The 26,974-nt window shown below is 74.9% G+C and carries 17 protein-coding genes; 4 read left to right on the top strand and 13 right to left on the bottom strand.

Translation table 11 applies throughout. The features are described from left to right. Positions 1-244 precede the first annotated feature (244 nt). Both NHH00_RS15330 and NHH00_RS15335 read left to right on the top strand, forming a co-directional pair. Positions 245-3,847: a S8 family peptidase gene (locus tag NHH00_RS15330; RefSeq protein ID WP_253053833.1), complete on the top strand. Its 3,603-nt coding sequence runs from the start codon at positions 245-247 to the stop codon at positions 3,845-3,847. Positions 3,848-3,949: 102 nt separating this feature from the next. Beyond that, positions 3,950-4,639: a DUF4241 domain-containing protein gene (locus NHH00_RS15335; protein WP_253053835.1), complete on the top strand. Its 690-nt coding sequence runs from the start codon at positions 3,950-3,952 to the stop codon at positions 4,637-4,639. A gap of 104 nt (positions 4,640-4,743) precedes the next feature. Here NHH00_RS15335 and NHH00_RS15340 read toward each other — a convergent pair whose 3' ends face one another. The 9 genes from NHH00_RS15340 to NHH00_RS15380 form a co-directional block, all read right to left on the bottom strand. Beyond that, complete coding sequence (locus NHH00_RS15340) at positions 4,744-6,162, bottom strand: alkaline phosphatase family protein (protein ID WP_253053837.1); 1,419 nt, start codon at positions 6,160-6,162, stop codon at positions 4,744-4,746. Next, the gene (gene eboE, locus NHH00_RS15345) at positions 6,159-7,475 is read right to left on the bottom strand and encodes a metabolite traffic protein EboE (RefSeq protein ID WP_253053839.1); all 1,317 of its coding nucleotides are present in this window, start codon (positions 7,473-7,475) and stop codon (positions 6,159-6,161) included. Before eboE ends, NHH00_RS15340 begins: the two co-directional genes overlap by 4 nt. 28 nt (positions 7,476-7,503) lie before the next feature. Further along, positions 7,504-8,382, bottom strand: coding sequence for a TatD family hydrolase (locus tag NHH00_RS15350; protein ID WP_253053841.1), 879 nt, complete (start codon positions 8,380-8,382; stop codon positions 7,504-7,506). Continuing rightward, entirely contained in the window at positions 8,382-9,083 is a 702-nt protein-coding gene (locus NHH00_RS15355) for an EboA domain-containing protein (protein ID WP_253053843.1), read from the bottom strand. The genes NHH00_RS15350 and NHH00_RS15355 overlap by 1 nt, the downstream gene beginning before the upstream one ends. Beyond that, the gene (locus NHH00_RS15360; protein ID WP_253053845.1) at positions 9,080-10,030 is read right to left on the bottom strand and encodes a sugar phosphate isomerase/epimerase family protein; all 951 of its coding nucleotides are present in this window, start codon (positions 10,028-10,030) and stop codon (positions 9,080-9,082) included. Before NHH00_RS15360 ends, NHH00_RS15355 begins: the two co-directional genes overlap by 4 nt. Then, positions 10,027-10,944: an SCO3242 family prenyltransferase gene (locus NHH00_RS15365; protein ID WP_253053847.1), complete on the bottom strand. Its 918-nt coding sequence runs from the start codon at positions 10,942-10,944 to the stop codon at positions 10,027-10,029. Before NHH00_RS15365 ends, NHH00_RS15360 begins: the two co-directional genes overlap by 4 nt. Beyond that, entirely contained in the window at positions 10,941-12,179 is a 1,239-nt protein-coding gene (locus NHH00_RS15370; RefSeq protein WP_253053849.1) for an inositol-3-phosphate synthase, read from the bottom strand. Before NHH00_RS15370 ends, NHH00_RS15365 begins: the two co-directional genes overlap by 4 nt. A gap of 290 nt (positions 12,180-12,469) precedes the next feature. After that, the gene (locus NHH00_RS15375) at positions 12,470-13,930 is read right to left on the bottom strand and encodes a hypothetical protein (RefSeq protein ID WP_253053851.1); all 1,461 of its coding nucleotides are present in this window, start codon (positions 13,928-13,930) and stop codon (positions 12,470-12,472) included. Between the two features lie 69 nt (positions 13,931-13,999). Further along, on the bottom strand, positions 14,000-14,551 hold the full coding sequence (locus tag NHH00_RS15380) for an RNA polymerase sigma factor (RefSeq protein ID WP_205206527.1): 552 nt from the start codon (positions 14,549-14,551) through the stop codon (positions 14,000-14,002). 140 nt (positions 14,552-14,691) lie between these two features. On the opposite strand from NHH00_RS15380, the gene NHH00_RS15385 reads away from it, so the two are divergent. Together NHH00_RS15385 and NHH00_RS15390 are read left to right on the top strand one after the other, a co-directional pair. Continuing rightward, on the top strand, positions 14,692-16,533 hold the full coding sequence (locus tag NHH00_RS15385) for a DUF4012 domain-containing protein (RefSeq protein ID WP_253053853.1): 1,842 nt from the start codon (positions 14,692-14,694) through the stop codon (positions 16,531-16,533). A 303-nt stretch (positions 16,534-16,836) separates the two neighbouring features. After that, positions 16,837-17,877 carry a hypothetical protein gene (locus tag NHH00_RS15390; RefSeq protein ID WP_205206529.1) on the top strand — a complete coding sequence of 347 codons (1,041 nt, stop codon included), beginning with the start codon at positions 16,837-16,839 and terminating at the stop codon, positions 17,875-17,877. A 99-nt stretch (positions 17,878-17,976) separates the two neighbouring features. Here NHH00_RS15390 and NHH00_RS15395 read toward each other — a convergent pair whose 3' ends face one another. The 4 genes from NHH00_RS15395 to NHH00_RS15410 form a co-directional block, all read right to left on the bottom strand. Beyond that, complete coding sequence (locus NHH00_RS15395) at positions 17,977-18,597, bottom strand: hypothetical protein (RefSeq protein WP_253053855.1); 621 nt, start codon at positions 18,595-18,597, stop codon at positions 17,977-17,979. A gap of 204 nt (positions 18,598-18,801) precedes the next feature. Beyond that, positions 18,802-21,468, bottom strand: coding sequence for a glycosyl hydrolase family 18 protein (locus NHH00_RS15400; protein WP_290445530.1), 2,667 nt, complete (start codon positions 21,466-21,468; stop codon positions 18,802-18,804). 293 nt (positions 21,469-21,761) lie between these two features. Continuing rightward, positions 21,762-23,675, bottom strand: a complete 1,914-nt coding sequence (locus NHH00_RS15405) for a glycosyl hydrolase family 18 protein (RefSeq protein WP_253053857.1) — start codon at positions 23,673-23,675, stop codon at positions 21,762-21,764. A gap of 226 nt (positions 23,676-23,901) precedes the next feature. Next, a complete protein-coding gene (locus NHH00_RS15410) occupies positions 23,902-26,970 on the bottom strand; it encodes a helix-turn-helix transcriptional regulator (protein ID WP_253053859.1) in 3,069 nt (1,022 codons plus the stop codon). Positions 26,971-26,974 lie beyond the last annotated feature (4 nt).

Consider the following 26,974-nt stretch of genomic DNA (forward strand, 5'->3'; position numbering starts at 1 on the left):
CCCACAGGACGGCCACGTCCTGTGACCCCGCCCGCATCGTAGAGCGTGCCGGCCACGTTGTCTCCGGGCGCCGTGCCCGAGTGCGGGCGCCCGTCGCTGGGCAGTTCGGGCAGTCGTTGGTTACCGTGCTCGGGTGGTCTGTGTCCCACCCGGGCGAGACCGCAGGGAAGGACCCATCCACGAACCCTTCGCCGAACCGGCTCTGCCGGGGAGATGAGTGTCGATGAAGCACCGTTCTCTACCCGTGTCACTGACCGCTGCCGCCGCGAGCCTCGCCGTCGTCGCCGCGGCCGCCGCGCCTGCTGTCGCGGACCCGCCGCCCGACCCCGGGGACTCCCTCGGCGTGCAGTCGGGCGCGTCCCTCGCCCCGACCGACAAGGTCGCCCCGTCCCTCGCGAAGGCGACCGGCACCGTCACCGCGTTCGTCGAGCTCGACGCGCCGTCGGCGGTCGACCTCGCCGCGCAGGGCGCGAGCCCCCAGGAGGTCGAGGCCAACGCGCAGGAGGTCGCACAGCTCGCGGACGACGTCGTCCCGCAGCAGGCGACCGCCCGCAGCGCCGGCGCGCGGAACCCGCAGCAGGTGTCGGTGACGAGCACGCTCGTCGCGGGCGTCGTCGTCACGGGTGACGCGGCCCGCGTGCGCGACCTCGCGCGCGACGCCTCCGTCGTCACGGTCTACCGGATCATCCCCAAGAAGCCGGCGAACAAGGGCACGGACGTGTTCACGCGGGCGCTCGAGACGTGGCAGAGCACCGGCCTCACCGGCGAGGGCGTGCGCATCGGCATCATCGACACGGGTATCGACTACACGCACAAGGCGTTCGGCGGCCCCGGCACGCAGGAGGCGTTCGACGAGGCCTACGGCGACCGCGGCACCGGCCCGGTCCCCGAGGGGACCTACGACGAGCTGAAGTTCCTCGGCGGCCACGACTTCGCGGGGTACGACTACGACGCGAGCGGCACCGTCCCCGGCACGACGCTCGTGCCGACGCCCGACGAGAACCCCATCGACTCGCTCGACTCGGTCGGCTCGGGCCACGGCTCGCACGTGGCCGGCACGACCGCGGCCTACGGCGTCACCGCCGACGGCGAGACGTTCGACGGCGACTACTCGACGCTCACGGACATCTCCGACTGGCAGGTCGGCCCGGGCTCCGCGCCCGAGGCGGGCCTGTACGCGCTCAAGGTGTTCGGCGACCTCGGCGGCTCGACCGGCGTCGTCGTCGACGCGCTCGAGTGGGCGGCCGACCCGAACGGCGACGGCGACCTCTCCGACCGCCTCGACATCGTCAACCTCTCCCTCGGCTCCGACGGCTCCCCCGCGGACGACCCGGAGAACCTCTTCATCGACCAGCTCTCCCGCCTCGGGACGCTGTCCGTCATCGCGTCGGGCAACGCCGGCGACGTGACGGACGTCGGTGGCTCCCCCGGCAACGCGCGCACCGCCCTCACGGTCGCCAACTCGGTCGGCGACACCCAGACGTTCGACGCCGTGCGCGTCGACGCCCCCGAGGCGCTCGCGGGCGAGTACCCCGCCCAGAACTCGGTGGACTACGCAGGCGGGGCGGACGTCACCGCGCCGGTCGCGTTCCTCGGGGGCGACGTCGACGGCTGCCGGGCGTTCACGCCCGAGCAGGCCGCGGCCGTCGCGGGCAAGATCGCGTTCCTCTCCTGGGACGACAACGACGCGACGCGCGCGTGCGGCAGCGCCGCACGGTTCAACAACGCGCAGGCCGCGGGCGCCGTCGGCGTGCTGCTCTCCTCCGAGCTCTCGTCGTTCGTCGCGGGCATCGCGGGCAACGCCGGCATCCCCGGCGCCCAGCTCACCGGCCCGAGCCACGACGCGCTGCGCCCCGCGATCGAGGCCGGCCAGGTCACGATGACCATCGGCCCGTCGCTCGCGCTGTCGTCGTTCGTCTCGATCCCGGAGATCGGCGACACGCTCAACAGCGGGTCGTCGCGCGGTGTGCACGGCTCGCTGGGCGTCGCCAAGCCCGACGTCGCGGCCCCCGGCACGGGGATCGCCTCCGTCGCGTCCGGTCACCTGGACGGCGCGAGCATCAAGTCCGGCACGTCCATGGCCACGCCGCACGTCGCCGGCATCGCGGCGCTCGTCAAGGAGGCCCACCCGGGCTGGGCGCCGGCCGAGGTCAAGGCGTCGGTCATGAACACGGCGACGCACGACGTCTTCACCGGGCCGTCGGGCACGGGCACCGCCTACGGACCCGAGCGCGTGGGCTCCGGGCGCGTCGACGCCGTCGACGCGGTCGCGAACACGACCCTCGCCTACGCGTCGCAGGACTCCGACCAGGTGTCCGTGGCGTTCGGCGTCGTGCCGGTCGGCCAGGACACCGTGACCGTGCGCAAGACCGTGACCGTGCAGAACACGGGCGACGCCCCGAAGACGTACGCGACGAGCTTCGCGCAGTCCAGCACGGCGGGCGGGGCGACCGTGTCGGTCGCCCCGGCGTCCGTCACCGTCCCCGCGGGGCAGCGCACGGTCGTCACCGTGACGCTGACCGCGGACCCGGCGACGCTCGCCAAGGAGCTCGACCCGACGTCGTCGGACGACTCCGGCGTCGGCGTGCCGCGCGACTTCGTGTCGTCCGTCAGCGGCCGCGTCGTCCTCACCCCGACCGACGGCGGCGCCGCGCTGCGCGTCCCCGTCCAGGCGTCGCCGAAGCTCGTGAGCGACCTCTCCGGCACGGCCGTCGCCTTCCCGGGCTCGGCCACCACCGCCGACCTCGACCTCGACGGCCGCGGCGTGGCCTCGGGCGGCTGGTTCTCGCTCGTCGCGCCGTTCGAGCTCAAGACGACGAGCCCGCGCCTCGAGGCGGACGCGGCGGTCGGCGCCTCGGCGTCGGCCATCGCGGCGGCCGACGTGCGCGCGGTCGGCTTCACGTCGACCGCACCCCAGGTCGCCGCGGACGGCGGCGACCCCGCGGACGGCGTCATCGGCATCGGCGTCGCGGTCGACGGGGAGTGGGCGAGCCTCGGCTCGGTCTCGATCCCGGCGGTCGAGGTCGACGTCGACTCCGACGGCACGGCCGACTTCGAGGTCGCGGCGATCAAGTACAACAGCGAGACGGACCTCACCCTCGCGGCGACGTTCACGCTCAAGGACTGGACCGCGCCGGACGGCACGGAGTACGAGGCCGGGGACAACGTCGACCTCCAGCCGATCAACTCGGTGTGGGGGAACGTCGACACCTCGGTGTTCGACAACAACGTCGTCGTCATCCCGGTCGGCATCGGGTCGCTCGGGATCGAGGAGGGCGACGTGCCGACCTTCCAGGTCCTCACGTACTCGCCGTACTCGCAGGCCGCCGACCAGCTCGTCGACGCGACCGAGACGTTCACGGGCGACCCGTACGACCCGGCCTACTGGTTCGACGGCGGCGACCAGCTCCTGTACGTCGGGGCCGACGACACGTCGATCCCGGTGCACCGCTCCCAGGCCGCGGTCGAGGCGGGCAGCGGCAAGCTCCTGCTGCTGCACCTGCACAACGCGACGGCGACCAAGCGCTGGCAGACCGTGGACGTCACGACGTCCGCCGTCGTCGACGCGACGGTCACGGCCGAGGCGCGCTGCCTCGGCGGCAAGGCGCACGTCGCGGTCCGCGTGCTCAACGAGTCGGGTGCGACGGCCGACGTCGTGGTGACGACCCCGTACGGCGAGAAGACGTTCCCGAACGTCAAGGACGGCAAGAACGCCTACCAGTCGTTCTCGTCGCGCTCCGCGTCGTTCGACGCCGGCTCGGTGACCGCGACCCTCACCGCCGACGTCGACGGCGAGGAGGTCACGACGACCTACGACGCTGACTACGAGGCGCTGAGCTGCTCGTAGCCGCGCGCCGCACCGCGAGGGCCGTCACCCGTCCGGGTGGCGGCCCTCGCCGCGTCAGGGGCCGAGCGGGCCCGAGCCGGCGGCGGCGGCTACGCTCGCGGCGTGAGCGACTTCCCCGCCCCTGACACGTTCTTCGCCCTGCGCCCCGGCCCCGCCGCGGGGACGGGGCCCGCCGGGAGCCCCGGTCTGCGCCTCACCGTGCACGACCTGGGCGAGCTCGTCCTGCCGAGCGGCCGGCTCGAGGCGTCCGACCCGTTCACGCTGCTCGGCGAGGGTCTCGTCGTGCAGGTGGAGCCGGGCCGCTACCCCGTGCGCGTCACGGTGGCCGACGTCTCCGACGAGCAGGACGGGTCCCACCTGCGCGAGGCGTACCTGAGCGTCGTGCTCGCCGACGGCGAGGTGGCGGCCGTCGAGCCGGTCGTCCCGGAGGGTGCCGACGGGCCGCCCGAGGCCGGCGCCGCGTACGGCGTGCCGGTGGACGCCGGGACGGTCGCGTTCGCCGACGCGGACGCCGTCGCCCGGCTCATGCCCGACGGCGACTGGTACGACGAGGTGTTCGACGACGGCACGGACACGAGCTGGTTCGCGCTCACGGACTCGCCCGACCACCTGCGCGAGGGGTCGGCGAACATCCTGCTCCCCGGCGCGCAGGACGGCGAGAACGTCGTGCTCTCCCACTCGGGCTGGGGCGACGGCTTCTACCCGCTCGTGCGTACCGTCGCCGCCGACGGCACGGTCCTCGGCCTGCACCTGGACCTCCTCGTCGCCCTCCCGGACGACGACGAGGACTGACGGTTGCGCCGAACCCGGGACCGCTCCTCAGCGGCGACCGTCGCTGAGGAGGGATCCCGGGTTCGGCGTCGTGGCGCGGGGACGGCCGGCCCGGGGGCTGCGGGTCAGACCCGGGCTCCGAGGCCCTGGAGCTCCAGGACCAGGCCCTTGGTCGCGGCTGCCCGGATCTGTCCGCTCCCGCTCTCCACGACGCCCGCGACGGACGCCGGCACCTCGGCGTCGGAGCACAGCACGAGCGGGGTGTCGGCCGACGAGTCGGGCAGGCGGCCGTGCGAGCCCTTCACGTACGACGCGTCGAGCGGGACGGTGCTCATCGCGTACCGCAGCCCGACCTTCTTCTTCACGAGGTTGAGGCCGGCCTTCGCCTTCGCGAGCTTGTCCGCGGGGTCGAAGAACAGCTCGGCGGGGTCGTAGCCGGGCTTGCGGTGGATGTCGACGCCGCGCGCGTACTCGGGCGCGCGCGCGTCGTCGAGCCAGAAGTAGTACGTGAACCAGGCCCCGGGCTCCGCGACGACGACGAGGTCGCCGGAGCGCTCGTGGTCGAGCCCGTACCGGGCCTGCGCGTCGCGGTCGAGGACCTCGTCGACCCCGGGGATCCCCCGCAGCAGGTCGGTGACGCGTCGCTGGAGCGCGGGGTCGTGCTGGTCGCCGAGGTAGACGTGCGCGACCTGGTGGTCCGCGACCGCGAACGCGCGCGACGTCCACGGGTCGAGCTGCTCCTTGCCGTCCTGCACGTAGACCTCGAGCAGGCCCTCGCGGCGCAGGAGGCGGTTGAGGTGCACGGGCCGGTCGGCGTCGGCGATGCCGTACTCCGAGACCACGAGGACGGTCACGCCCTGGTTCGCGGCGTCGTCGAGCAGGGGCGCGAGCGTCGCGTCGAGCTCCGCCGCGGCGGCGTCGGCCTGCGGCGACGTCGGCCCGAACCGCTGCAGGTCGTAGTCGAGGTGCGGGACGTACGCCATCGTGAGGTCCGGCGCGTGCGTGCGCAGCACGTGCCGCGTCGCGTCGACGATCCACCGGGACGAGGAGATGTCCGCCGTCGGACCCCAGTAGGTGAAGAGCGGGAACTCGCCGAACCGGCCGACGAGGTCGTCGTGCAGCGCCGGGGGGCGCACGTACGCGTCCGGGGACTTGCGGCCGTCGGCGTGGTAGATCGGGCGCGGCGTGACCGTGACGTCCGTCGTCATGCCCATCGCGTACCACCAGCAGACGTTCGCCGACGAGTACTCGCGGCTGGCGCGGCGCGCGGCCTCCCACAGCTTCTCGCCCTCGACGAGCCGGGCGTGCTGGCGCCACAGGTACACGTCGCCGAGCTCGCGGAAGTACCACCCGTTCCCGACGATCCCGTGCTCCGCCGGGCTGAGCCCGGTCGTCATCGTGGCCTGGACGCTGCACGTCACGGCGGGCAGCACGGTCGCGAGCTCGGACTGCCAGCCGCTCGCGGCGAGCTGGCGCAGGCGCGGCATGTGCGCGAGCGCGGTCGAGGTGAGCCCGACGACGTCGAGCAGCAGCACGGGCTTCATGCGGTCCTCCTGGTGGTGGTGTCCTGCCCGCCGAGCACGACCTGGCCCGCTGTCGAACCCGACATCGAGGGCGTCGACGGCTCCTTCGCGTCCTTCATGTCGTGTTCGGCGGGGGTGGGGGTCAGGTGGGTCGTGGCCCAGCGGAGCTCGGCCGCGATGCCCGCCACGAGCGAGTCCGTGGCTGCGCCCGCCGGGAGCACCGACCACGTGTACGTCTCGACGTCGAGGTGGGCCTCGTCGCCGTGCGGGGACGCCCGCACCGCGTCGACCGCGTCGCGCAGGACGTCGGTCGTCGCGGCGAGCGGCGCCGCGGGCTCGTGGTGCAGCGGCACGTGGAAGTGCACGCGCCACGGCCCCTCCCCCGGCAGCGGGTGCCCGACGGCGTCCCCCGCCCCGGTCCCGGGCCCGTCACCGAGGGCGTCGGGCAGGTCGTCGGCCGCGAGCACGTCGCCCGCCGCCGTGAGCTCGCGCACCTGGTGGATGTAGCGCTTCTCGGCGAACGCGCCGACGGCGGCGCGCGCGGCCGGGTCGGACGGGTCGTCCACGTGCAGCGCCGCCGACGCCTGCACCTTGACGACGCGCAGCCCGGCGTCCGTGATGCGCCGCACCGTGGCCGCCGTCCCCGCGCGCCGGTCCGCGAAGGACACGGCGAGGTGGCACGTGTCGAGGCACACCCCGACGTGCTCGGAGTCGATCCGGCTCTCGTCCGGCACGCCTCCGGCACCCAGCGGCCCCGTGCGCGCCGCGAGCCAGGCCACGACGTCGTCCACCGTGTCGAGCACGCACCCCGGCTCCGGCTCGACCGCGACGCGCACGGTCTTGCCCGTCCGTTCCCGCAGGTCGCGCAGGCCGTCGCCGAGGGCGACGAACGCGCGCGTCGCGGCGTCGTCGTCGGCCGCGGACCACGGTTCGCGCCACGCGAGCGGGAGCGTCGAGATCGAGCCCGCGGCACCGTCGGGCAGCAGGTCGGCCAGCACCTCGGCGCACTCGAGCGTGTACGCGAGCCGCTCGGGCTGCGCCCACGTCGGCGTGTACACGTCGAGCTTGACGACGTCCGCGTGGAACCCGCCGTACGGGAACGCGTTGAGCGTGTGGACCTGGAGGCCCTGCTCGTCGAGGACGGCGCGCAGCCAGGCGCGGTCGGCCGGCGAGCCGGCGAGCCGGTGCGCGAGCGTCGCGGGCATCCAGAGGCCGACCCCGAGGACGTCGAGGCCCGCGGCCGCGCGGACGGGGCCCGCGTAGGTCACGAGCTGCTCGACGACCCCGTCGAGGTCCTCGGCCGGGTGGACGTTGGTGCAGTACGACAACAGCATGGTGGTGGTGCCCTTCCGAGACGGCCCGCTACGCCCGCGCGCCGCGCAGCACGGACGAGCCCTCGAACTCGACGCCCGGCGTCGGCAGGTCGCCCTCGACGAAGCCCGGCACCGGGTCGAGCACGAGGTTGCCGGACTGGCCGTAGAACTCGACGGGGTTGCGCCACAGCACCTTGTCGACATCGTCCTCGGTGAACCCCGCCGCGAGCATCGCCCGCCCGGTCTTGAGCGTCTTGAGCGGGTCGGACCGGCCCCAGTCCGCCGCGGAGTTGACGATCATCCGGTCCGTGCCGTGCTCCTGGAGGATCGCGACCATGCGGTCCTCGTCCATCTTGGTGTCCGGGTAGATGGAGAACCCGGCCCACGCCCCCGCGTCGAGCACGAGCGCCACGTTCGTCTCGTTGAGGTGGTCGACGAGCACGTGCTCCGACGGCACGCCGGACTCGCGCACGACGTCGAGCGTGCGACGCGTGCCCGAGAGCTTGTCGCGGTGCGGCGTGTGCACGAGGACGGGCAGGTCCACGTCGCGCGCCATCTGGAGCTGGCGGGAGAACACCTCGTCCTCCTCGGGCGTCATCGAGTCGTACCCGACCTCGCCGACCGCCACGACGCCGTCCTTGAGCAGGTAGCGCGGGATCTCGTCGAGCACCTCGCGGCACCGCGGGTCGTTCGCCTCCTTGGGGTTGAGCGCGATCGTCGCGTGGTGGCGGATGCCGAACTGCGCCGCCCGGAACCGCTCCCAGCCCAGCAGGGCGTCGAAGTAGTCGAGGAACGACCCCACGTTCGTGCGCGGCTGCCCGAGCCAGAACGCCGGCTCCACGAGCGCGCGCACGCCCGCGGCGTACAGGGCCTCGTAGTCGTCCGTCGTGCGGCTGGTCATGTGGATGTGGGGGTCGAAGATGCGCATCAGGCGGTCCTCCCGGTGGTGACGTCAGGGGCGAGGCGGGCGACGTCGTCGGGCACGACGCGTCCCGCGGCGCGGCGCTCGGCGGCGAAGTCGCGCGCCATGCGGGCGAGCTCGTCGTCCGCGCGGTCGTCGAGACCGGCGACGGCGTCGAGGCTCACGCCCATGAACACGAGCTTGAGGACGGCGTGGCGCCACGCGTGCTGGTCGAGGTGCGCGGCCGCGAACGGCCCGACCGCCGCGGCGACGAGGCTCTGGTCGTTGGTGCGCAGCGCGTCGGCGGCGAGGTCGCGCCCGACGGCGACGACCGACGGCGCCGCGTCGCCCGCGAGCGCCCCTCGCGCGGTGAGCGCGTCGAGCCCGCGCAGCACCCCGCGCCGCTCGGCGGTGTCGCCGTGCTGGTAGAGGTCGGCGAGGCGGGCCGCGAGGGACGCGTCGCCGTCGGCGCCGCGCCCGAGCGCCTCGGCGAGCGCGACGACGATCGCGGCGCGCGCCTCGTCGTCGACCGTCCCGTGGACGACGCCGGCGGGGTCGGCGTCCGGGCGCACCGGCGCCCGGCCGACCTTGCGGCCGGCGAGCGCGAACGCGCGCGACACGGTCGCGGGGTCCTGCGCGACGTCGGCGCGCGCCTCGGCGAGCCAGCGCTCGCCCTCGGTGGTCGCGCCGTCCTGGGCCGCGGGGGCCGCGGGGGCTGGCTCGGTCATGGCACCTCCTGGGGGTGGTCGGAGACGGGTGGTTCCTGGTCGGGCGCGTGCACCGCGGGGCGTCGGTCCCACGCCTCTTTCAGCGCTGTCATGCTGCGGCGCGCGAGGCCGGGAGCGTCGTACGAGTGGCGAGGCAGCTCGACCGCGGCGACGCCGGTGTAGCCGACCTCGGCGAGGGTCGCGAGCACGAGCGGCAGGTCGATCTCGCCCTCGCCGAAGGGGCGGTGCTCGTGGTGCGTGCGTGGCATGTCGTCGAGCTGCACGTTCGCGAGGTAGGGCGCGGCGGCGCGCAGCGCACCCACCACGCCGTCGGGCTCGACGACGAGGCAGTGCCCGACGTCCACCGTCACGCCGAGGTCCGCGAGGTCCCCGGTGTCGCCCCCGAGGTCGTCGCGCAGCCGCAGCGCGTCGCCCACGGTCTCGACGAGCATCCCGGGCTCGGGCTCGAGCGAGAGCCGCACGCCGTGCTCGCGAGCGTGCTCGACCAGGCCGGGCAGGCGGTCGCGCAGGAGCGACCAGCCCGCGGCCGGGGACGCGCCGTCGGGCAGGACGCCGGAGAAGAAGGACACGCACTCGGCGTCGAGCACGGCCGCGATCTCGACCGCGCGGCGCAGGAAGCGCAGCCGGGCGTCGGCCTCGGCGTCGACGAGCGTGGGCCGGTGCTTGCGGTACGGGTCGAGCAGGAACCGCGTGCCCGTCTCGACGACGACCCGCATCCCCGCGCCGCCGTGCATCGCGGCGAGGCGGTCGCGCAGCGCCTCGACCTCCGCGCGCCACCCGTCCGCGAACGGGTCCAGGTGCGGGAACCCGAGGGTGAGCGCGACCGCGCCGTAGCCCTCGTGCTCCAGCACGTCGAGCGTGACGTCGAGCGGGTGGTCCGTGAAGCCGTTGGTGCCGTAGCCGAGCGTGAACGGCGCGCCCCGCCCGGAGTCCTCGCGCCCGCTCACGTCTCGCTCATCTCGGCGCGTCCGCGCCCGGCCCGGCGCAACAGGCGACCCGCGACCTCGACGCCCGCGAGCACGCCCACCGACGCGAGGCTGCCGCCGCGCGCCGCCCAGGCCGCCTGGAGCGGGAGCATCGCCCGGATCCCGGCCTTCGTCGCCGCGAACGCGTTGCTCGCCGACGGCGTGATCGCGGCGTCGACCTGACGCGGCAGCGCGGTCGCGAGGTACGCGCCCGCCGCCACGGCGCCCGCGACGGCCGTCGCCACACGCGTCGCACGGCCGGGGCCGGTCCCGCGACCGCGGCGCAGCGCCCCCACGCCGACGACCGCGCCGCCCACCGCGGTGGCCGCCGCCACCCCGGTGGCGAGGGACGACGTCGTGCCGTGCACCTCGCCGCGGGACACGAACGTCACGCCCGCGGTGTGCACCGCCATCCCCGCCGCGGCGGGCAGCGCGGCACGCAGGTGCCCGACGCCCGCACCCAGCAGGACGTCGAGACCACGGCACGCGGCCATGACGACGGGACCCACCGCGTGCTCCTTGGCGACCGTGTCGTAGGTCCAGACGCTCGCGGCGAGCGGGACGGCGACCGCGAGCGCGCGCGGTCCCCCGCCCGCGGCGGCGAGCCCCACGCCCGCGGCCGTGAGACCCACCGCGACCCGGAGCGCGCGGCCCTCGGAGATGCGCCCGGACGGGATCGGCCGCTCGGGCCGCTCCACCGCGTCCAGCTCGCGGTCCGCGTAGTCGTTGAGCGCCATGCCTCCGGCGTAGAGGCACGCAGACGCGAGCGGGAGCAGCGCACGGCGCGGCGTGAGCGGGTGACCGGCGGCGGCGGCGCCCGCGAGGGTGTCACCGACCACCGAGAGGACCGCGGGGGCGCGGACGAGGTCCAGGTGGTCGTGGAGGGAGCCGGTCACGGCCGGTCGGCCGGTGCGGCGCCGACGCGAGCAGCCGCCTCGCGGACCCAGTCCGCGAGCGCGACGGTCTGCGCCGCGAAGTCGTGCACGTCGCTCGCCCACGGGTCCTTGAAGAAGAACCCGAGCTCCGCGACCGGTCCTGCGTACCCCGCGGCGTCGGCGAGCGCGAGCAGGCGCGCGAGGTCGAGCACGAGCGGCGCGGCGAGCATCGAGTCGTAGGCGGACCACGTGGTCTGCAGCGTGAGGCGCGAGCCGAGGAAGCCCTCGACGTGCACGTGGTCCCACGCGACCTTGATGTCGCCGAGGTCCGGCACGTTGTCGATGTGCAGCGGCGTGACCTGGCTGCCCGTGAGGTCCTGCAGTCCGCGCGACTTCGAGACGAGCTTGCTCTGCACGGCCTCGGGGTCGGCCAGGGTGGCGCCGTCGCCGCCGCCGAGCAGGTTGGCGCCGGCCCAGGACAGGACGCGCAGGCCGCGCGCCGCGAAGGCGGGCGCCAGGATCGTGCGCAGCCACGTCTGGCCGGTCTTGCCGTCCTGGCCCGCGACCGGGACGCCGCGCTCGGCGGCGAGCTCGAGGAGCACCGGCAGGTGCATGCTCGCCGACGGCGTGAACTCCGCGAACGGGGCGCCCGCGAGCAGGGCCGCGTACGCGGTCACGGAGCTCGGCGGGAGCACGGCGCGCTCCGGGTCCGCGAGCGCGACGCGCAGGAGCTCCCGGTCGGAGAGCTCGGGGGCCGGCTCGGGCAGCGGCTCGGTCGACACGAGGTCGACCACGACGACGCGGGCGAGGCCGTGGCGCTCGCGGAAGTCGACGATGTCCGCGGCCAGGCGCTCCGCGGCGGCCTGCTGAGACTCGCGCGGTGCCCCCTCGGCGGGGTGGGCGGAGTAGCCGGGCCGGACCTCGGCGTCGGCCCGCTCCAGCGCGGCGTGGGCCGCGGTGAGCAGGCGCGGCGCGATCATCCCGGCCTCGACGAGCAGCTCGGCGCGCTTGACCATCGAGACGTCGGAGATGTCGTGGCCGCCGACGACGAGGTCGCCGAACGACGGGAGCGGCGCCGACGCGAAGGGCTCGGAGACGGTGACGCACCCCGTGGGGGCGGCACGCCCGTCCGCGATGGCGGCGAGGCCGAGGGCCGCGGTGGTCGCGACGGAGCCGCGGGCGCCGACGAGCCAGAGCCCCGTGCGCGCGTCCGGAGCAGGGCGGTCTGACGAGCCGTCAGAAGCGAAGTGGTGCATCGTTGCTCCCGTTCCCGTCGGCGGACGCCGGAGCGCCGCCGAGCACGACGACGATGGCCTCCCTGCCATCGTCGGACCGCACGCCCGGACGAGGGCGTGTGACCGCTCTCCGACCCGGTGGGCGCCCGGTCTGCTGCGACCCTAGCCACACTTTTGTCGAGGGTCAATCAAAAGCGTGCCTACTTTCGCGGAGCACGACGCTTGCACGATGCAAAAGCGCACGCCGGGGACGACCCGACGGTCGGCATCGCGCGGACACCGGCCGCCGGGTCGTCCCCGGCGAGGTGGGCTCAGCCCGCGGGAGAGAAGTCGAGCCGGTCGTCGACGACGGCCACGACGGACCACACGTTGCCGTCGGCGTCGGAGAGCTCGTAGGCGGGCAGGAGCACCGCCGCGCCGTCGGGCTGGTACTGCACCGCGTGCCCCAGGCGCGCGTCCGTGATCGTCACGTCCGTGACGGGCCACGCGAACCGGGCGCCCTCGCCGACCGTGGGCGGCACGGTCGGCGCCTCCGGCTCGGCGGGCGCGATCTCGGGCACGGCCTGCGCGGTGCCGTCCTCCCGCGCGAAGGCGATCATGCCTCCCCCGCCGAACCGCGGGTCGCCCAGGCGGTCCACGGCCTCCGCCGGGCTCACCACGTCGTACGCGCCGATCGCGACGCGCGGCGCCAGGCTCCCGTAGAGGGACGCGAGGCCGTCCCCGGAGTACGTCGCGCTCCACTGCGTCCCCGTGCGCCGCCCCTCGACGACCTCGTAGGCGGTCACGTCGGTCGCCCGCGGCGCGCCCTGGTCGGCGGGCTGCTCCGCCGCGACGACCTCGTACCCCGCAGGGTCCAGGCCGAGCGTCGCGAGCAGGTCGCGCAACCGCTCGACCGCGTCCGCACCGCTCGGCGGCGCACCGTGGTCCCGCTCCTGGCACGCGCCCGGCTCGGCGGACGGGCCGTCCGGCTCGTCCGCACCGTCGGCCGGCAGCGGCGTGACGGCCACGCAGCCCCACGGGTCCTTCGTCGGGTCGTTGTAGCTCACGCTCGCGAGGCCGTCGGGCTGCAGCGAGACGGTCGGCCCCGTCCAGTCCGCCGACCCCACGACGTAGGAGCCGTACTCCTCGCGCACCTCGCCCGAGACGCCGAGGACGTCCGCGACGCGCCGTGCGGTCTCCTGCGAGAACACGCCCGCGGCGTCGTACGCCCAGGCGTCCGCGCTGGTCCCCTGCGTCGAGAGGCCGTCCTGGTGGAACACCGTGCGCCCGCCCCAGGCGCCGGGGTAGGCCATGTCCGCCGAGGCCCGTGCGTCGGACGAGAACGCCTGCCCCGACGCGGCGGCGTCGGGGGCGAGGCCCGACTCCTCCTGGGCCGCGCCCGCGCCCCCCAGCCGGAACGGCGCGAGCGCCGTCGACTCCACGGCCGAGTCCCCCGCGGGCGACGCTCCCACCGCTCCGGCACCGAGCGCGTAGCCGCCCGCCCCGATGACGAGCGCCCCCGCCACCACCGCGGCGACCTGGAGCGGGGCCCGCCGACGCAGGCGTCGCGCACGGCGCTCGGCGAGCTCGTCGACGAGCGTCGCCGTCGGGCCGCCCGGCCCGGACAGCGGCTCGCCGGTCACCGCCGAGCGGTCGCCGAACGCCTCGGGGACGCGGTCGCGGACCGCGGCCTCCAGGGCGCCGGTGTCCGGTGCGGCGCTCGCCGCCGGGTCGGCGGCGCGCAGGCGCTCCAGGTCGACGTCGTCGGGCTGGTCGGGGGTGTGGCTGGTCATGTCGCCCTCCAGGTACTGCGGGGCCGCGCCGCGGGGGCGCGGCCGGTCGGGTCTACCCGTGATGTGTGCTCAGGCGCCCGACTCTTGCGCGAGGGCCGACTGCTCCGCCCACGCGGTGCGCAGCCGCGCCCGCGCCCGCGAGAGCGCCGCGTCGGCTCCCCCGCGCGACGTGCCGAGGACCGCCGCCAGGCCGTCGCCGCCCAGGCCCTCCCAGGCGTGCAGGAGGAGGATGCGCCGGTCGCGGACCGACAGCGCGCCCAGGGCGCGCCGCACCTCGTCGTCCTGCACGACGACGTGCTCGACGTCCGCGCCCTCGTCGCCCCGGTCGGGCACCTCGGCCACCGGCACCGCCCGCGCCTTGCGCCGGTGGTTGGCCAGGACGAAGCCCGCGGTGCGGTAGAGCCACGGGAGCTCGGCGCCGTCGGGCACGTCCTCGCGGCGCCGCCAGGCCGTCGCGAGGACCTCGGCCGTGAGGTCGTCGGCGTCCGGCCCGACGGAGCCGGCCGCGCTCGGCAGCCGGCGGCGGAAGTAGCGGTAGAGCGGCGTCGCGTGCGCGGCGAAGAGCGCGGCGAACCAGGCCTCGTCGTGGACGGCGGCGTCGGCTGCCTCGTCGGTCGTCACGGCGGCTCCTCGTCGGCGGGTCGGGGCTGTCAACCGCTCTGTGTCCCGGGGAGCCGGTTCCTTGCACGGCACGTCCTTCACCCGAACCTCACCCGCGACGGCACCGATCCTGCCACCGCGCAGCACCTACGCTGTGGGGCATGACGAGGACGGAGCCGGTCGACCTGCCGCCCCGCCACACGGGCGGCCGACGACGGCGGCACTGGGCGTCGTGGCTGGGCTGGGCGCTGATCCTCCTCGCCGTGCTCCTGGTGGTCTGCGTCGCGCTGCTCGCCCGCGACGCCCTCGCCGCGCGCGACGCGCTGACCCGCGCGCTCGACGAGGTCCCCGCGGCCGAGGAGGCGCTGCGCGCGGGCGACGTCGAGACCGCGGAGGCGGCCCTGGACCGGGTCCAGCCCTTCACCGCGACCGCGCGCGCGAGCACCGACGGCCCGCTGTGGTCCCTGGCCGCGCACCTCCCCGTGTACGGGCAGGACGTCCGCGCGTTCTCCGCCGCGGCGGCGACCGTGGACGACCTGGCCGCGACCGTGCTGCCGGCGCTCACGCAGGCTCTCGGGGCCGTCGAGGGCGACAGCCTGACCGTCGCGGACGGGCGCGTCGACCTGGCCCCGCTCGCCGCTGCCGCTCCCGCCGTCGCCCGCGCCGCGGACGCGTTCGACGACATCGACGCGCGCCTCGCGGCCGTCGAGCCCGACGCCCTGCACCAGGAGATCGCGGAGCCGTACGCGACGCTCGTCGCCCGGACCGACGACCTGCGCCCCGTCGTGCGCACCGCCGACCGCGTCACCGCGCTCGGCCCGGCCATGCTCGGCGCCGACGGCCCGCGCCGGTACCTCGTGGTCGCGCTCAACAACGCGGAGCTGCGCGCGGGCGGCGGCATCCCCGGGGCGCTCGCGGTCCTCACGGTCGACGGCGGCGCGGTCTCCCTGGAGCGCCAGGCCTCGACGGCCGACGTCCCGCCGTTCGCCGAGCCCGTCCTCCCGCTGGACGCCGGGGTCGAGCAGCTCTTCACGGACCGCGTGGGCCGGTACGTGCAGGACACCCCGCTCACGCCCGACTTCCCCACGACCGCGGAGCTCACGGCAGCCATGTGGGAGCAGGCCCAGGGCGAGACGGTGGACGGCGTGGCCGCGATCGACCCCGTCGCGCTGTCGTACCTGCTGGAGGCCACCGGGGCGGTCCAGGTGCCGTTCGGGGACGAGGCCGTCGCGCTCGACGCGGGCAACGTCGTCCAGGTCCTCCTCTCGGACGCCTACGTCGAGCTGGAGCCCGGGGAGCAGACGGACGCGTTCTTCGCCTCCGTCGCGTCGACCGTCCTCGGGACGTTCCTCGCCGGGGGCGCGGACCCCGCGCTCGCCCGCGACGCGCTCGCACGCGGCGCGGACGAGCACCGCGTGCTCCTCTGGTCCGCGCACCCCGACGAGCAGGACCGCCTGGCGGGCACGGTCGTCGCGGGCGACATCGACACCGCGGACCGCGCGGAGGGCTCCGTCGGCGTGTTCCTCAACGACGCCACGGGCGGCAAGATGAGCTACTACCTCGGCACGGACGTCCGGCTCACCGGCAGCGTGTGCACCGACGGCGGACGGGTCGACACGTTCAGCGCCGCGCTCACGTCCACCGCGCCGGCCGACGCCGGGACGAGCCTGCCGTGGTACGTGACCGGCGGCGGCATCTCGGGCGTCACCCCGGGGAACGTCCGCACGGTGGTCGTCCTCTACCCGCCGCGGGGCGGAGAGGTCGGCACCGTCCGGGTGGGCGGGGCACCGACGGGGGCGCTCGTCGCGGAGGTGGGGGGACGGCGCGCGGCCTCGCTCCCCGTCGAGCTCGCGCCGGGTCAGAGCACGGCGGTCTCCTTCACCGTGACGACGCCGGGCGACGCCCCTGACCACCCCGGCGCCGACGGCACGATCGACGTGTGGACGACCCCGACGGTGTCGGCGCCCGGCCTCGAGGTGGTGCCGGTCGCCGCGTGCGGGTGAACCCTCGCGACGCCCTCCCGAACCTGCCGGCCCGGCCCCCGGGACGGGCGGACGAACGCGTGGTCTCCCGCCGAGGATGACGCCGAGGATGACGCCGAGGATCACGGCACGATAACGATGGTCCTGACGGCCACATTTCACCCGGACGACCGTCCAGTTCAGGGTCCGATCCTCGCTATCCTGGGCGCCTGTCGCTCGACCCGTGCCATCGGTCCGTGGCGCACGATGCATCACGGACCGCACTCCGGGGCTCTCTGTGTACCGGAACACCACAATCCCTGAACCGAGACGGGTGAAGAAGCCATGCGTACCTCGAAGGGTCTGCGCAGCACGGGACGGGCGGTGCTCGTCGGAGCGCTCTCCGCGGTCGCCGCGCTCCTGACCGTCCCCGTCGTCGCGACGACCGCGAGCGCTGCTACCACCGACCCCGAGACGTACGTCCCGGAGATCACCGTGGCCTCGCCGGTGTGCGACGGCGACGTGCCCTACCTCGACTACGTCTTCGAGCTCCCCGAGAACTACGAGAACGACGAGACGAACCCGCTCACGATCACCTGGGTCAACCCGGACGGCGAGGACGTCGTCCAGTCCGGCCTGCCGCTCTCGGGCCGCGTCCTGTGGCCGGGCGCCGAGGTCGACGGCGCGGGCAACCCCGTCGACTGGCCCGGCTGGAGCCTCGTGGACGGCGAGTGGGTCGTCGGCGACGAGTTCGACTGGGTCCGCGCGGGCGTGACGGTGGTCTTCGAGGTCAACCCGACGGCCGAGACCGTCGTGGCCTACCCGCCGTCGACGCCGGAGTGCGCGACGAACCCGCCCGGCACCCCGGAGCCGACGATCAAGGTCGACGTGCTCACGCCCGTGTGCGTCGAGGGCGTGTCCTACCTCGACTACGGGGTCTCGGTCACCGGCACGCCGAACACGACGGCGACCCTCACGTGGCACAACCCCGACGGCGAGGACGAGGTGATGGCCGACCTCCCCCTCAGCGGACGGGTGCTGTGGCCCGGCGCGTATCCCGAGCGCTTCGTCGACCTGCCGGCCGACGAGGGCTGGGAGCTCGTGAACAACATGTGGATCAACACCGCGACCCACGGCTGGGCCACGGGCACCGTGGACGTGACGTTCGCCGTGAACCCCGAGGTGACCGTCCCGGTGACCTATCCGCAGGACACGAGCAACTGCTTCCCGGGCGTGACGCCGGTCGACAACCCCGTCGCCGGGAGCCAGAACCCGACGCTCGCGGAGACCGGCGCGACGGTCGGCCTGTACGCGGCGATCGCGGCCGGGCTCGCCGTGGTCGGCGCGGCGATCGTCCTGCTGACGCGCCGGACCCGCAAGGGCTGACCGGGCACCGCACGCACGACGAAGGCCTCGCACCCGCCAGGGTGCGAGGCCTTCGTGCGTCGCCGGTCGCGACGAGACGACCCGTCGGGGGCGGGTCCGTCAGGCGGCCGCCCAGGCGCCGGCCGCCAGGCGCGACTCCAGGCCCTCGAAGGCCCAGCGGTCGACGACGAGCACCGCGCCGCCCGGAGCGTCCGGGACGTACCACTGGAGCTGCTCGACGGTGCGCACCTCGGCCCCGGAGGGGTCGACGCACGAGAGCGTCCAGCGCGCGAGCGTGGCGGCCGTCCCCGCGACCTCGACGTCCGACTCGACCGCCTCCCCCACCGCGCGGGCCGCGAGCTGGTCGGTGCCCGGGCAGGTCGCGCCGTCGGGCACGTAGGCGGCGGCGGGGTCGACGCCGTCGAGGCCCGCGCCGGTGAGGATCTCGAAGGCGGGGCAGACCGCGTCCTCGGGGCACCCGCCCGAGCGGACCTGCGTGACGCCGTCGGCGGGCTGGAGCACGGACCAGTACTCGGCGGCCGGGAGCTGGAGGGGGCCGACCGGGACCTTGCTCTCGTCGGCGTGGGCGCCGTGCGCGCCGTGGTCCTCGGCCGTCGCCGGGCCCGAGCCTCCGTCGGCGGTCGCGTCGGGCTCGGAGCCCCCCGAGCAGCCGGCGAGGAGCAGTCCGCCGAGCGCGACGGCCGCGAGGGAGAGGGAGAGACGGGTCGTTCGATGCTGCACGTGCACGTTTGGTCGCCTTTCACGGTCGGAGGTCCCCGCAGCCCACTGGGGAGAGCTGCGGAGACCTCGTCGGTCTTGTCACGCTAGCGAGCGCGACCACGGGTCGAGATGCGTGAGACCCACACGATGGCGGCTCGCGGGTACGGGATTCCCCGTACCCGCGAGCCGTCGCGGCGGGACCTCGTCAGGGACGCTGGCGGCGCGTCAGCACGCGCCGCCGTCGGCCCACGGACCCCACGCCGAGGCGCCGGGGGTGTCGTTCTGGGTCCAGTAGCGCGCCGTCCACACGTGACCGCCGTGGCTCACGACCGCGCCGCCGGTGTAGACCGTGCCCGCGACCCAGGCCGCGGCGGCGCACTCGCCCGTGCCGGTGCCGGGGCCGCCCGGACCCCCGCCGCTCCCGGAGCCCGGGAGGTCGACGACGGTGACGCCGCGCGGGTGGTCGTACGTCGTGGCGTAGTCCACGCCGTCGACCGTGACGATCACGTTGGAGAACTGGGCGGCCGGCATCGACCACTTGAGCTGGTTCGTGATCGAGCCGCCCGCCGGGATGCCCCCCGTCGGGACCGTGAACTGCACGGTGTGGAAGTCGCCGTCGAGGCCGCCGACGTTGTCCCCCGTGTGGCCCTTCGCGGTGACCGTGGTCTTGAAGCCGCTCCAGTCGCTCATCTCGCCCGGGTCGGTCGTGCCGTACTGGAACGAGATCGTCGCGCCCGCCGGGATGTCCTTCGCACCGTTGTTGGCGAAGACGACCTTGGGCGAGATCGGGTAGTTGTTGTCGCCGAGCGCGAACTCCGTGTACCGGATGTCGACGTCGAGCGCCTGCGTCGGCATCGTCCGGTCGGCGTTCGCCTTCGACGCGCCGTACGGCGTCGTGGTCGAGAGCTTGCTGTGCATGAGGTCGACGAGCGTGCTGCCGATCTCGTACTGGCCCTTCGCCTGGTCGTAGCCGAAGTCGCCCGCGAGCTCCCAGATCATCAGGCCGCCGAGGCCGGTGTCCGCGACGTAGTCCGCCTTGGCCGCGATCGCCTCGGTCGAGTCACCGGAGAGGAACGTCTTCGTCTGCGCGTTCCACCACCACTCGTTCTTCGTGACCGGGTCGAAGTGGCGCTCGTAGGTGCCCTGGATCGTGTCCGTGACGCCGTACGCGGAGACGTAGTCGCCCGTCACGCCCTTCTCGAGGTTGAGCACGTGCCACATCGGGTTGACGCCCGCCGGGACCGCGTTGCCCTGCGGGTCGCTGTCGTACCAGAGGTTGTCGATGCCCTCCGCGCCGTAGCCGCACTTGTTGTTCGTGCCCGCCGGGCAGAGGAACCCGGCCGGCGCCTTCGCGGTGCCGCCCATGCCGTACGTGCCGCCCTGGACGCCCTGGAAGCCGCGCGTGTAGAACGGCACGCCCAGGTTGATGCGGCCGGCCTGCATGGCGCCGCGGAAGTAGTGCGAGGCCCAGTCGCCGTTGAGGTAGCCGATGCCCTTGTACGCGCTGTACACGCCGCCGGCCGCGAGCTCGGGGTCCTTGCCGTCGTCGAACAGGGCGCCGTTGCCGCCCACGTACTCGTTCCAGGCGCCGTGCAGGTCGTACGTCATCATGTTCACGTAGTCCGTGTACTGCGTGACCTGGTAGACCTCCATGCCGCGCAGCAGCCAGCCCGACGACGGCGTCGCGGTCGTCAGCATGTAGTACTCGCCGTCCTGCGCGCCCGCCGCGTCGAGCTTCTCGCGCAGGGTCTTCATGAGGTTCACGTAGCCCTGGAAGAGCTGCCCGCGGCGCTTGTCGGAGATCTGGAAGTCGTCCGGGTTGCCGGCCTGGTTGTTGGACGTCGGGTACTCGTAGTCGATGTCGATGCCGTCGAACCCGTACTGGCGGACGAAGTCGACGACCGAGTCCGCGAAGGTGTCGATGCGCGCCTGCGACTCCGTCATCGTGTAGAAGCCGCCGGACGCGACGCGCTTCCCGCTCGCGTCGAAGTAGCCGCCCGTCTCGGCCCAGCCGCCCACGGCCGGGATGACCTTGACGCCCGGGTGGGCCTTCTTGTACTTCGCCAGCAGGTTGAAGTGGCCCGTGTAGTCGAGCGCCGGGTCCATCTCCGCACCCGCGACGCCCGGCCACGTCATGTCCGTCGCCGCGTTGCCGGCCGCGCCCGCGTTCACGGAGACCTTGTCGTTGCCGTCGATGTGCGCGAACGCGTAGTTGATGTGGGAGAGCTTGTCCCAGGGGATGTCGCTCGCGAGGTAGCGCGGCTGGCCGTTCGTGCCGGTCCGCCAGCTCGAGAAGTAGCCGATGACGCGGCGGTCGAGCCCGTTCGGCAGCTTCTCCCGACCGCTCTCGTCGTACACGTCGCAGTAGGGCGTCCTGACGCCCGGCGTCTGCGCCATGCCGTCAGGACGGCACTTCTCGTCCGGGTTCGCGGCGGGGTCGGTCGTCGGGTCCGTCGTGGGGTCGGTCGTCGGGTCCGTCGTGGGGTCGGTGGTCGGGTCGGTCGTCGGGTCGGTGGTCGGGTCCGTCGTCGGGTCGGTCGTCGGGTCCGTGGTCGGGTCCGTCGTCGGCTCCTCGGTCGGGGTGTCGCCGCACGCGCCGAGCGACTCCCAGGGGCCGTACGCCTCCGCGCCCGGGACGTTGTTCTGCGTCCACCACTTCGCCCGGTAGTTCTGGCCGCCGTACGCGACGGTCGCGCCGCCCACGTAGGCGGGGGTCGCGGACCAGGGGTCCGCGCACGCCGTGGCCGTGGCGGCGGCGAGGGGGGTCGTGGCCTGCGCGGCCGCGGCACCGGCGAGGCCGGTGGCCAGCACGGCGAGCGTCGTGACGGCCGCGACGACCTGTGGCCGGCGTCCGGGAGCGCGGGGGGCGCGCGCCCGAGGGGTCAGGGACAACCGCATGGGGTACCTCGATCTGCTGGGTCGGTGCGCACGACGCCGGACGGCGTCGCGTCGGGCACGGTCGCCGGGGGGAGGGCGACCGACGGGTGAAGGGTTGCTGAGGGGTGCCGAGCGGGACCCGTCACGACGGCGGTCGACGACGGAGGCGTTCGGTGACGCGGCGAGGGGAGGGTGCACGGGCGGGTGCACGGGACTCGTCACCGCACCCGCCGTCGACCACGTCGTGGACGGGGCCCCGCTCGGCGGCGCCGGTCGCTCGTGGCGACCGGCGCCGTCAGGGGTGGGCGTCAGCAGGCGCCCAGCGACTCCCAGGGGCCGTACTGCTCCGCGCCCGGGACGTTGTTCTGCGTCCACCACTTCGCGCGGTAGCTCTGGCCCTGGTAGGAGACCGTCGCGCCACCGGTGTAGACCGCGCTCGACGACCAGGCGGGCGCCGTGCACGTGCCCGGGTCCGTCGGGTCGGTCGGGTCGGTCGGGTCCGTCGCGCCGCACGTGCCGGTCGCCTCCCACGGGCCGCCCGCGCTCGGGCGGTCGCCCTGGGTCCACCACTTGGCGCGGTAGTTCTTCCCCTCGAACGACACCGTCGCGCCGCCCGTGTACACCGCGGTCGACGACCAGGCGGCCAGGCAGTCCGTCGGGTCGGTCGGGTCCGTCGGGTCGGTCGGGTCCGTGGGGTCCGTGGGATCGGTCGGGTCCGTCGGGTCGGTCGAGCCGTCCGTGCCGTCGACCGGACCCGCCGGGAGCGCACGGACCTTGTCCGTGAAGGTCCCGAGCAGCGTGCCGTCGTGGTTGCCGGAGAGGTCCCACCACATGCCGCCGCCGAGGTTCAGGCGGTCGATGTACTCCGCCTTGGCGGCGACGGACCGCGCGTTGTCGTAGCCCCACCACTGGTCGCCGTCGTAGCGCCAGGCCGAGACCGTCGCCGGGTCGTAGTAGTCCTGGCCCCGCGTGCGGAGCTTGTCGTAGTCCTCGTTGCCCGCCTCCCAGGTGCCCGGTGCGGCCCCGTTCGCCGCCGACCACGGGGCCGAGGACGTGACGCCCTTCCAGCCGCGGCCGTACATGGCCATGCCGAGGCCGAGCTGGCTCGGGTCGACGCCGCCGCGCAGGTACTCCTGCACCGCCTTGTCGGCGCTGAACTGGCGGTTGGCCGCCCGCGGGTCGGCGGGGTCGTCGTACAGGTTGGCCTGGGGGCCGGCGAGCGCGGGGTCCCACGCGCCGTGCAGGTCGTAGCCCTGGACGTTGCCGTAGTCGAGGTACTCGAAGATCGCCGGGTCGTTCCAGCCGCCCGCCGCGATGTCGTCCGGGTTGGCCGGGAGGAACGCCGAGAGCAGGTAGTGCTTGCCGGTCTGCGCGCCGTACGCGTCGAGCTGCTTGCGGAACTCGGCGAGCAGCAGCTTGAAGTTCGCGCGGTCGTTGACGGTGTCGACGTAGTTGCCGACCTCGCCGTTGTTCGAGCCGGGCCACTCCCAGTCGATGTCGATGCCGTCGAACACACCGGCGGCGGCGCCGGCCCCGCCGCGGCCGTCGATCACCGGGAGGTTGCCCTTGATGTAGATGTCGATGCACGACGACACGAACTTCTCGCGCGACGCCTGCGTCGCGGCAGCCCGCGAGAAGTTCTTGGACCAGGTCCAGCCGCCGATGGAGATGAGGGCGCGGAGCTGCGGGTTCTTCGCCTTGAGCTGCTTGAGCTGGTTGAACGAGCCGGCGAGCGGCTGGTCCCACGTGTCGGCGACGCCGGCCACGGAGTTCGCGGCGGTGTAGCCCATGCCGAAGTCCGCCCACGCGTCACCGGCGCCGTCGGAGCCGTTGGGCCCCGTGCCCTGCGCCTTGTTCGCGATGAAGCACGTGAGGTTCTGGTAGTGGATGTTGCCGAACGAGTAGTTGATGTGCGTGAGGTCCTGGGCAGCGCCGGAGTCCTGGACCTTCTTGAGCTGGAAGTTGCGGCCGTACACGCCCCACTGCGTGAAGTAGCCGACGTTCCGGTAGCCGTTCACGTCGCTGTCGCCCGGGTGGGAGACGGCGGCGGGTGCGACCTCGGCGGCCTGGGCCGGTGCGACTCCCGCGAGGAGTCCGCCGACGAGCGCCGCAGCGGTCGCGAGCGCCGCGACACGTGCGCCGCGACGGCGCCCGGGTCGGGGTGGTCGGGTGAAGAGGGACACGTCCATGGGTCCTGCCTCGCTGCTGGTGCGGTGGGCCACGCTGCCGTCCTCCGGAGTCGTCGTCGCCCTCGGGTCCTCTCGAACGTAATGACGCGGGCACCGCGGCGTTATCCGCGCTTCCCACATTGTTCATGGTGCGAACTTACCCGCCACGTAAGGGTTCACCCGTAGGACAGAGGCCCTCAGAAGCGGACGAATCACACCGAATCGAACGCGGCTCGCGCCCCTCGCTACGTAGCGTCCCGACGGGGGTGGTGGGTTCCCCTCAACGCCCCACCCGGTGCGCGAGCACGGTGAGCTCGACGCGCGAGCGCACCCCGAGCTTGCGGAACACGCGACCGAGGTGCACCTCCACCGTGCGCACCGAGAGGTACAGCTGGTCCGCGGCCTCCCGGTTGGACGCGCCCTGGACGACGAGCAGCGCGACGTCGAGCTCGCGCTCGGTGAGCTCGTCGGACCACCGGCCCCGGAGCTCGGCGAGCGCCTCGTCCGACACGTCGCTCTCGCGCACCGCGAGCCGGCACGCGTCCGGCGGCACGGGACGGGTCACGGGCTCGGCTCCCGGCCGCTGCCCGCCGAGCACCCCGGGCAGCGGCGCGTGCAGGCCCGCGGCGCGCGCCGCGGCCGCCCACGAGCCGGCGGGCGCGCCGCCCACCACGGCCCCGGTCGCCGCTGCGACCGGCCCCGCGGGCACCGGCGTCCCGGGCGCGTCGTCCGTCACCGGTCCGCCGAGGAGCCGGACGACGTCCGCGTGCTCCTCCCGCGCGATCGTCGTCCAGGCGTCCGCCCCCGCGTCGTCGAACAGCTCGATCGCGGACAGGAAGAGGCCGTGCGCACGCTGCAGTTCTCCGGCCCGCACGAGAGCCCGCGCGGCGCAGAGGTCCGTCCGCGCGTGCTCGTAGGGCGAGGCCGTGGTCCGGTTCACGCGCGTCGCCCGCTCGAGCGGCGCGGTGAGGTCCTCGGGTGCGGCGAGGGACACGTCGGCCCGGACGAGCGTCGCCGACCGCAGCGACGGCGGCAGCTCCTTCGCGTCCACCTTCCGCCGGGCCAGCGCGCGCTGCGCCGCGTCGTGGCGCCCGGCGACGACCCAGGCCTCGACGTCGTCCAGCCCGGGCAGCGGGAGCATGCGTGCGCTGTCGGGGCGCTCGCGCTCGGCCGCGAGCTCCAGGAGCGTGGCCGCCTGGGTCACGTGGTGCGCGAACGCCGCGCCCATCGCCCGGTCCACGAGGAGCCCGAGCCGGACCGGGCGGGACGTCGGGCTCGCGCACGTCTCCTCGAGCGCCGTCGCCACCGGTCCCACGACGCCGCGGGTCATCATGTCGAGACGGCGCGCCGCCGCCACGCCGAGCCCGGCGAACGGCAGCCCGAGCGGGAGCCGGAACGCCGCCTCGGCGAGCTCGTCCGCGGCCCGGGTCAGCGTGCCGCGCCACAGGTGCACGAGCGACTGGGCCAGCCGGACGTGCGCCTCCGCGAGCGGCGTGAGGGCGGCGTCCGGCCCGTCGAACCACCGGCCGCCGTCGCGGACCGGCGCGAGGGACGCGACGACGCTCGCGAGCGTCTGTGCCGCGTCGTCCAGCCGGTCGTCGGCCGCGAGGGCGAGCGCACGGCTCACCTGCAGCGACGCCTCGTGGTCGGGACCGAGGTCGACGTCGGGGACCACCCCGCGCTCGCCCACCCCGAACACGGCCGCCCAGGACCGTGCGAGGGCGAGCCCCGCGGCCGTCTCGTCGTCGTCGCACCACGACGCGAGGAAGGTCGCCGTGTCGAGGAGCTGGGACGTGCTCACGCCGTCGCCCCGCTCGGCGTGCAGCCGTGCCGCGTTGAGCACGCCCGACACGACCCCCGCCACGGCGTCCGGCGCGAGGTCGTCGGGCTGTCCGCCGCGCAGGTAGGGCGAGAGGACGTCGTCGGGCACCTGACCCTCCGCGAGCGTCAGCGCGGCGACGAGCGGCCCGAGCGTCCGCGCGCGCAGCGCGTCGTCGCCGCTGCGAGACGCCTTGCGCAACCAGTCCGCCGCGTCCTGCACGTGGCCCGACCGCAGCGCGGCGACGCCCGCGATCGCGAACGCCTCGGCGCGGTGCTCGGTCGCGGCCTGGCTCGCGGCCTCGCGGGCCACCTCGTGCGCCCAGACGACGTCCCCGCGGTCCAGGTGCCGACGCGCGATCCGCAGCAGTCCCGGGACGAGCGCCGGGTCGCCGACGAGCGTCGCGAGCGCCGAGTGCCACACCGCGACGTCCTCCTCGCCCGCCCGGCGGTGCGCCTCGGCGAGCGCGACGTGCGCCGAGGTGCGCTCCGCGAGCCGCGCGTCCGCGTGGACCAGGGACCGCATGCGCGGGTCGACGAACGCGAAGCGGCCACCCACGAGCGCGAGGTGCTCGGCGAGCGGGCCGTCGAGGACCTCGTCCATCGCGAGGCCGGTCGCCGACAGCAGCAGCTCCGTCCGGTCCACGACAGCCACGGCCGCGACCAGGAGCGCGTGCCGCTCCCCCTCGCTGAGGGCGGCGAGACGGTCGGCGAAGAGCGAGCGCACGGCGGGCACCGCCGGCAGCGGGTCCGGGAGGATCGACCCCCCGGAGAGCTGCTCCGGCGTGAGCAGCGCCGCCGTCTGGGTGAGCGCGGCGGCGTTGCCGCCGAGGAGCGACGCGAGGCGCGCCGCGACGTGCGGCGCGACGGCGAGCCGGCGCTCGACGAGCAGCAGGTGCAGGGCGTCGGCGGGCGCGAGCGGCGGGACGGCGCGGAGCTCGAACGGCCCGGAGGACGGGTCGAGCGCGCCCGCCGTCGCCGTACCGAGGAGCACGACCGGCGCGTGGCGCTGCGCGACGAGGCTCGCTAGGACGGCCCTGCTGAGCTCGTCCTGGAGGTGCAGGTCGTCGGCCACGAGCACGACCGTCGCGCCGTCGAACGACTCCACGAGGAGCTCGGCGAGCGCGACCGCCGCGACCTCCGGGAGGTGGCCGAAGCCGGGGTCGACGGGCTCGAGGACGCGCGTGAGGCGCTCCGGCACGACGCCGCCCGCGAGCTGCGACACCTGCGACACGAGCGACACGACCGCGGAGCCCGGCGCGGGAGCACCCGCGGGCGGGCGACACCGCAGGGTGAGCGTCGGGCGCGCGAAGGTGGACGTCGCGACGGCCTCGCACACGAGCTCGAGCGTCGCGCTCGCCCCCATGCCGCGCTCGGCCGTCCACACGAGGCCGCCCTTGCCCTCGCTCACGGCAGCGAGCGCGCGGTCGACCTCCTGCGCGCGGGAGGAGAGTCGCTCGAGCCGTCGCGCGGACCGCGTGTCCGCGCGACGGTGCGGCTCGGGAACCAGGTAGTCGTGCTGTTCTGACATGTCG

Origin of the sequence: Cellulosimicrobium cellulans, from assembly GCF_024124905.1 — a bacterium.
In the GTDB taxonomy this organism is placed as follows: domain Bacteria; phylum Actinomycetota; class Actinomycetes; order Actinomycetales; family Cellulomonadaceae; genus Cellulosimicrobium; species Cellulosimicrobium cellulans_G.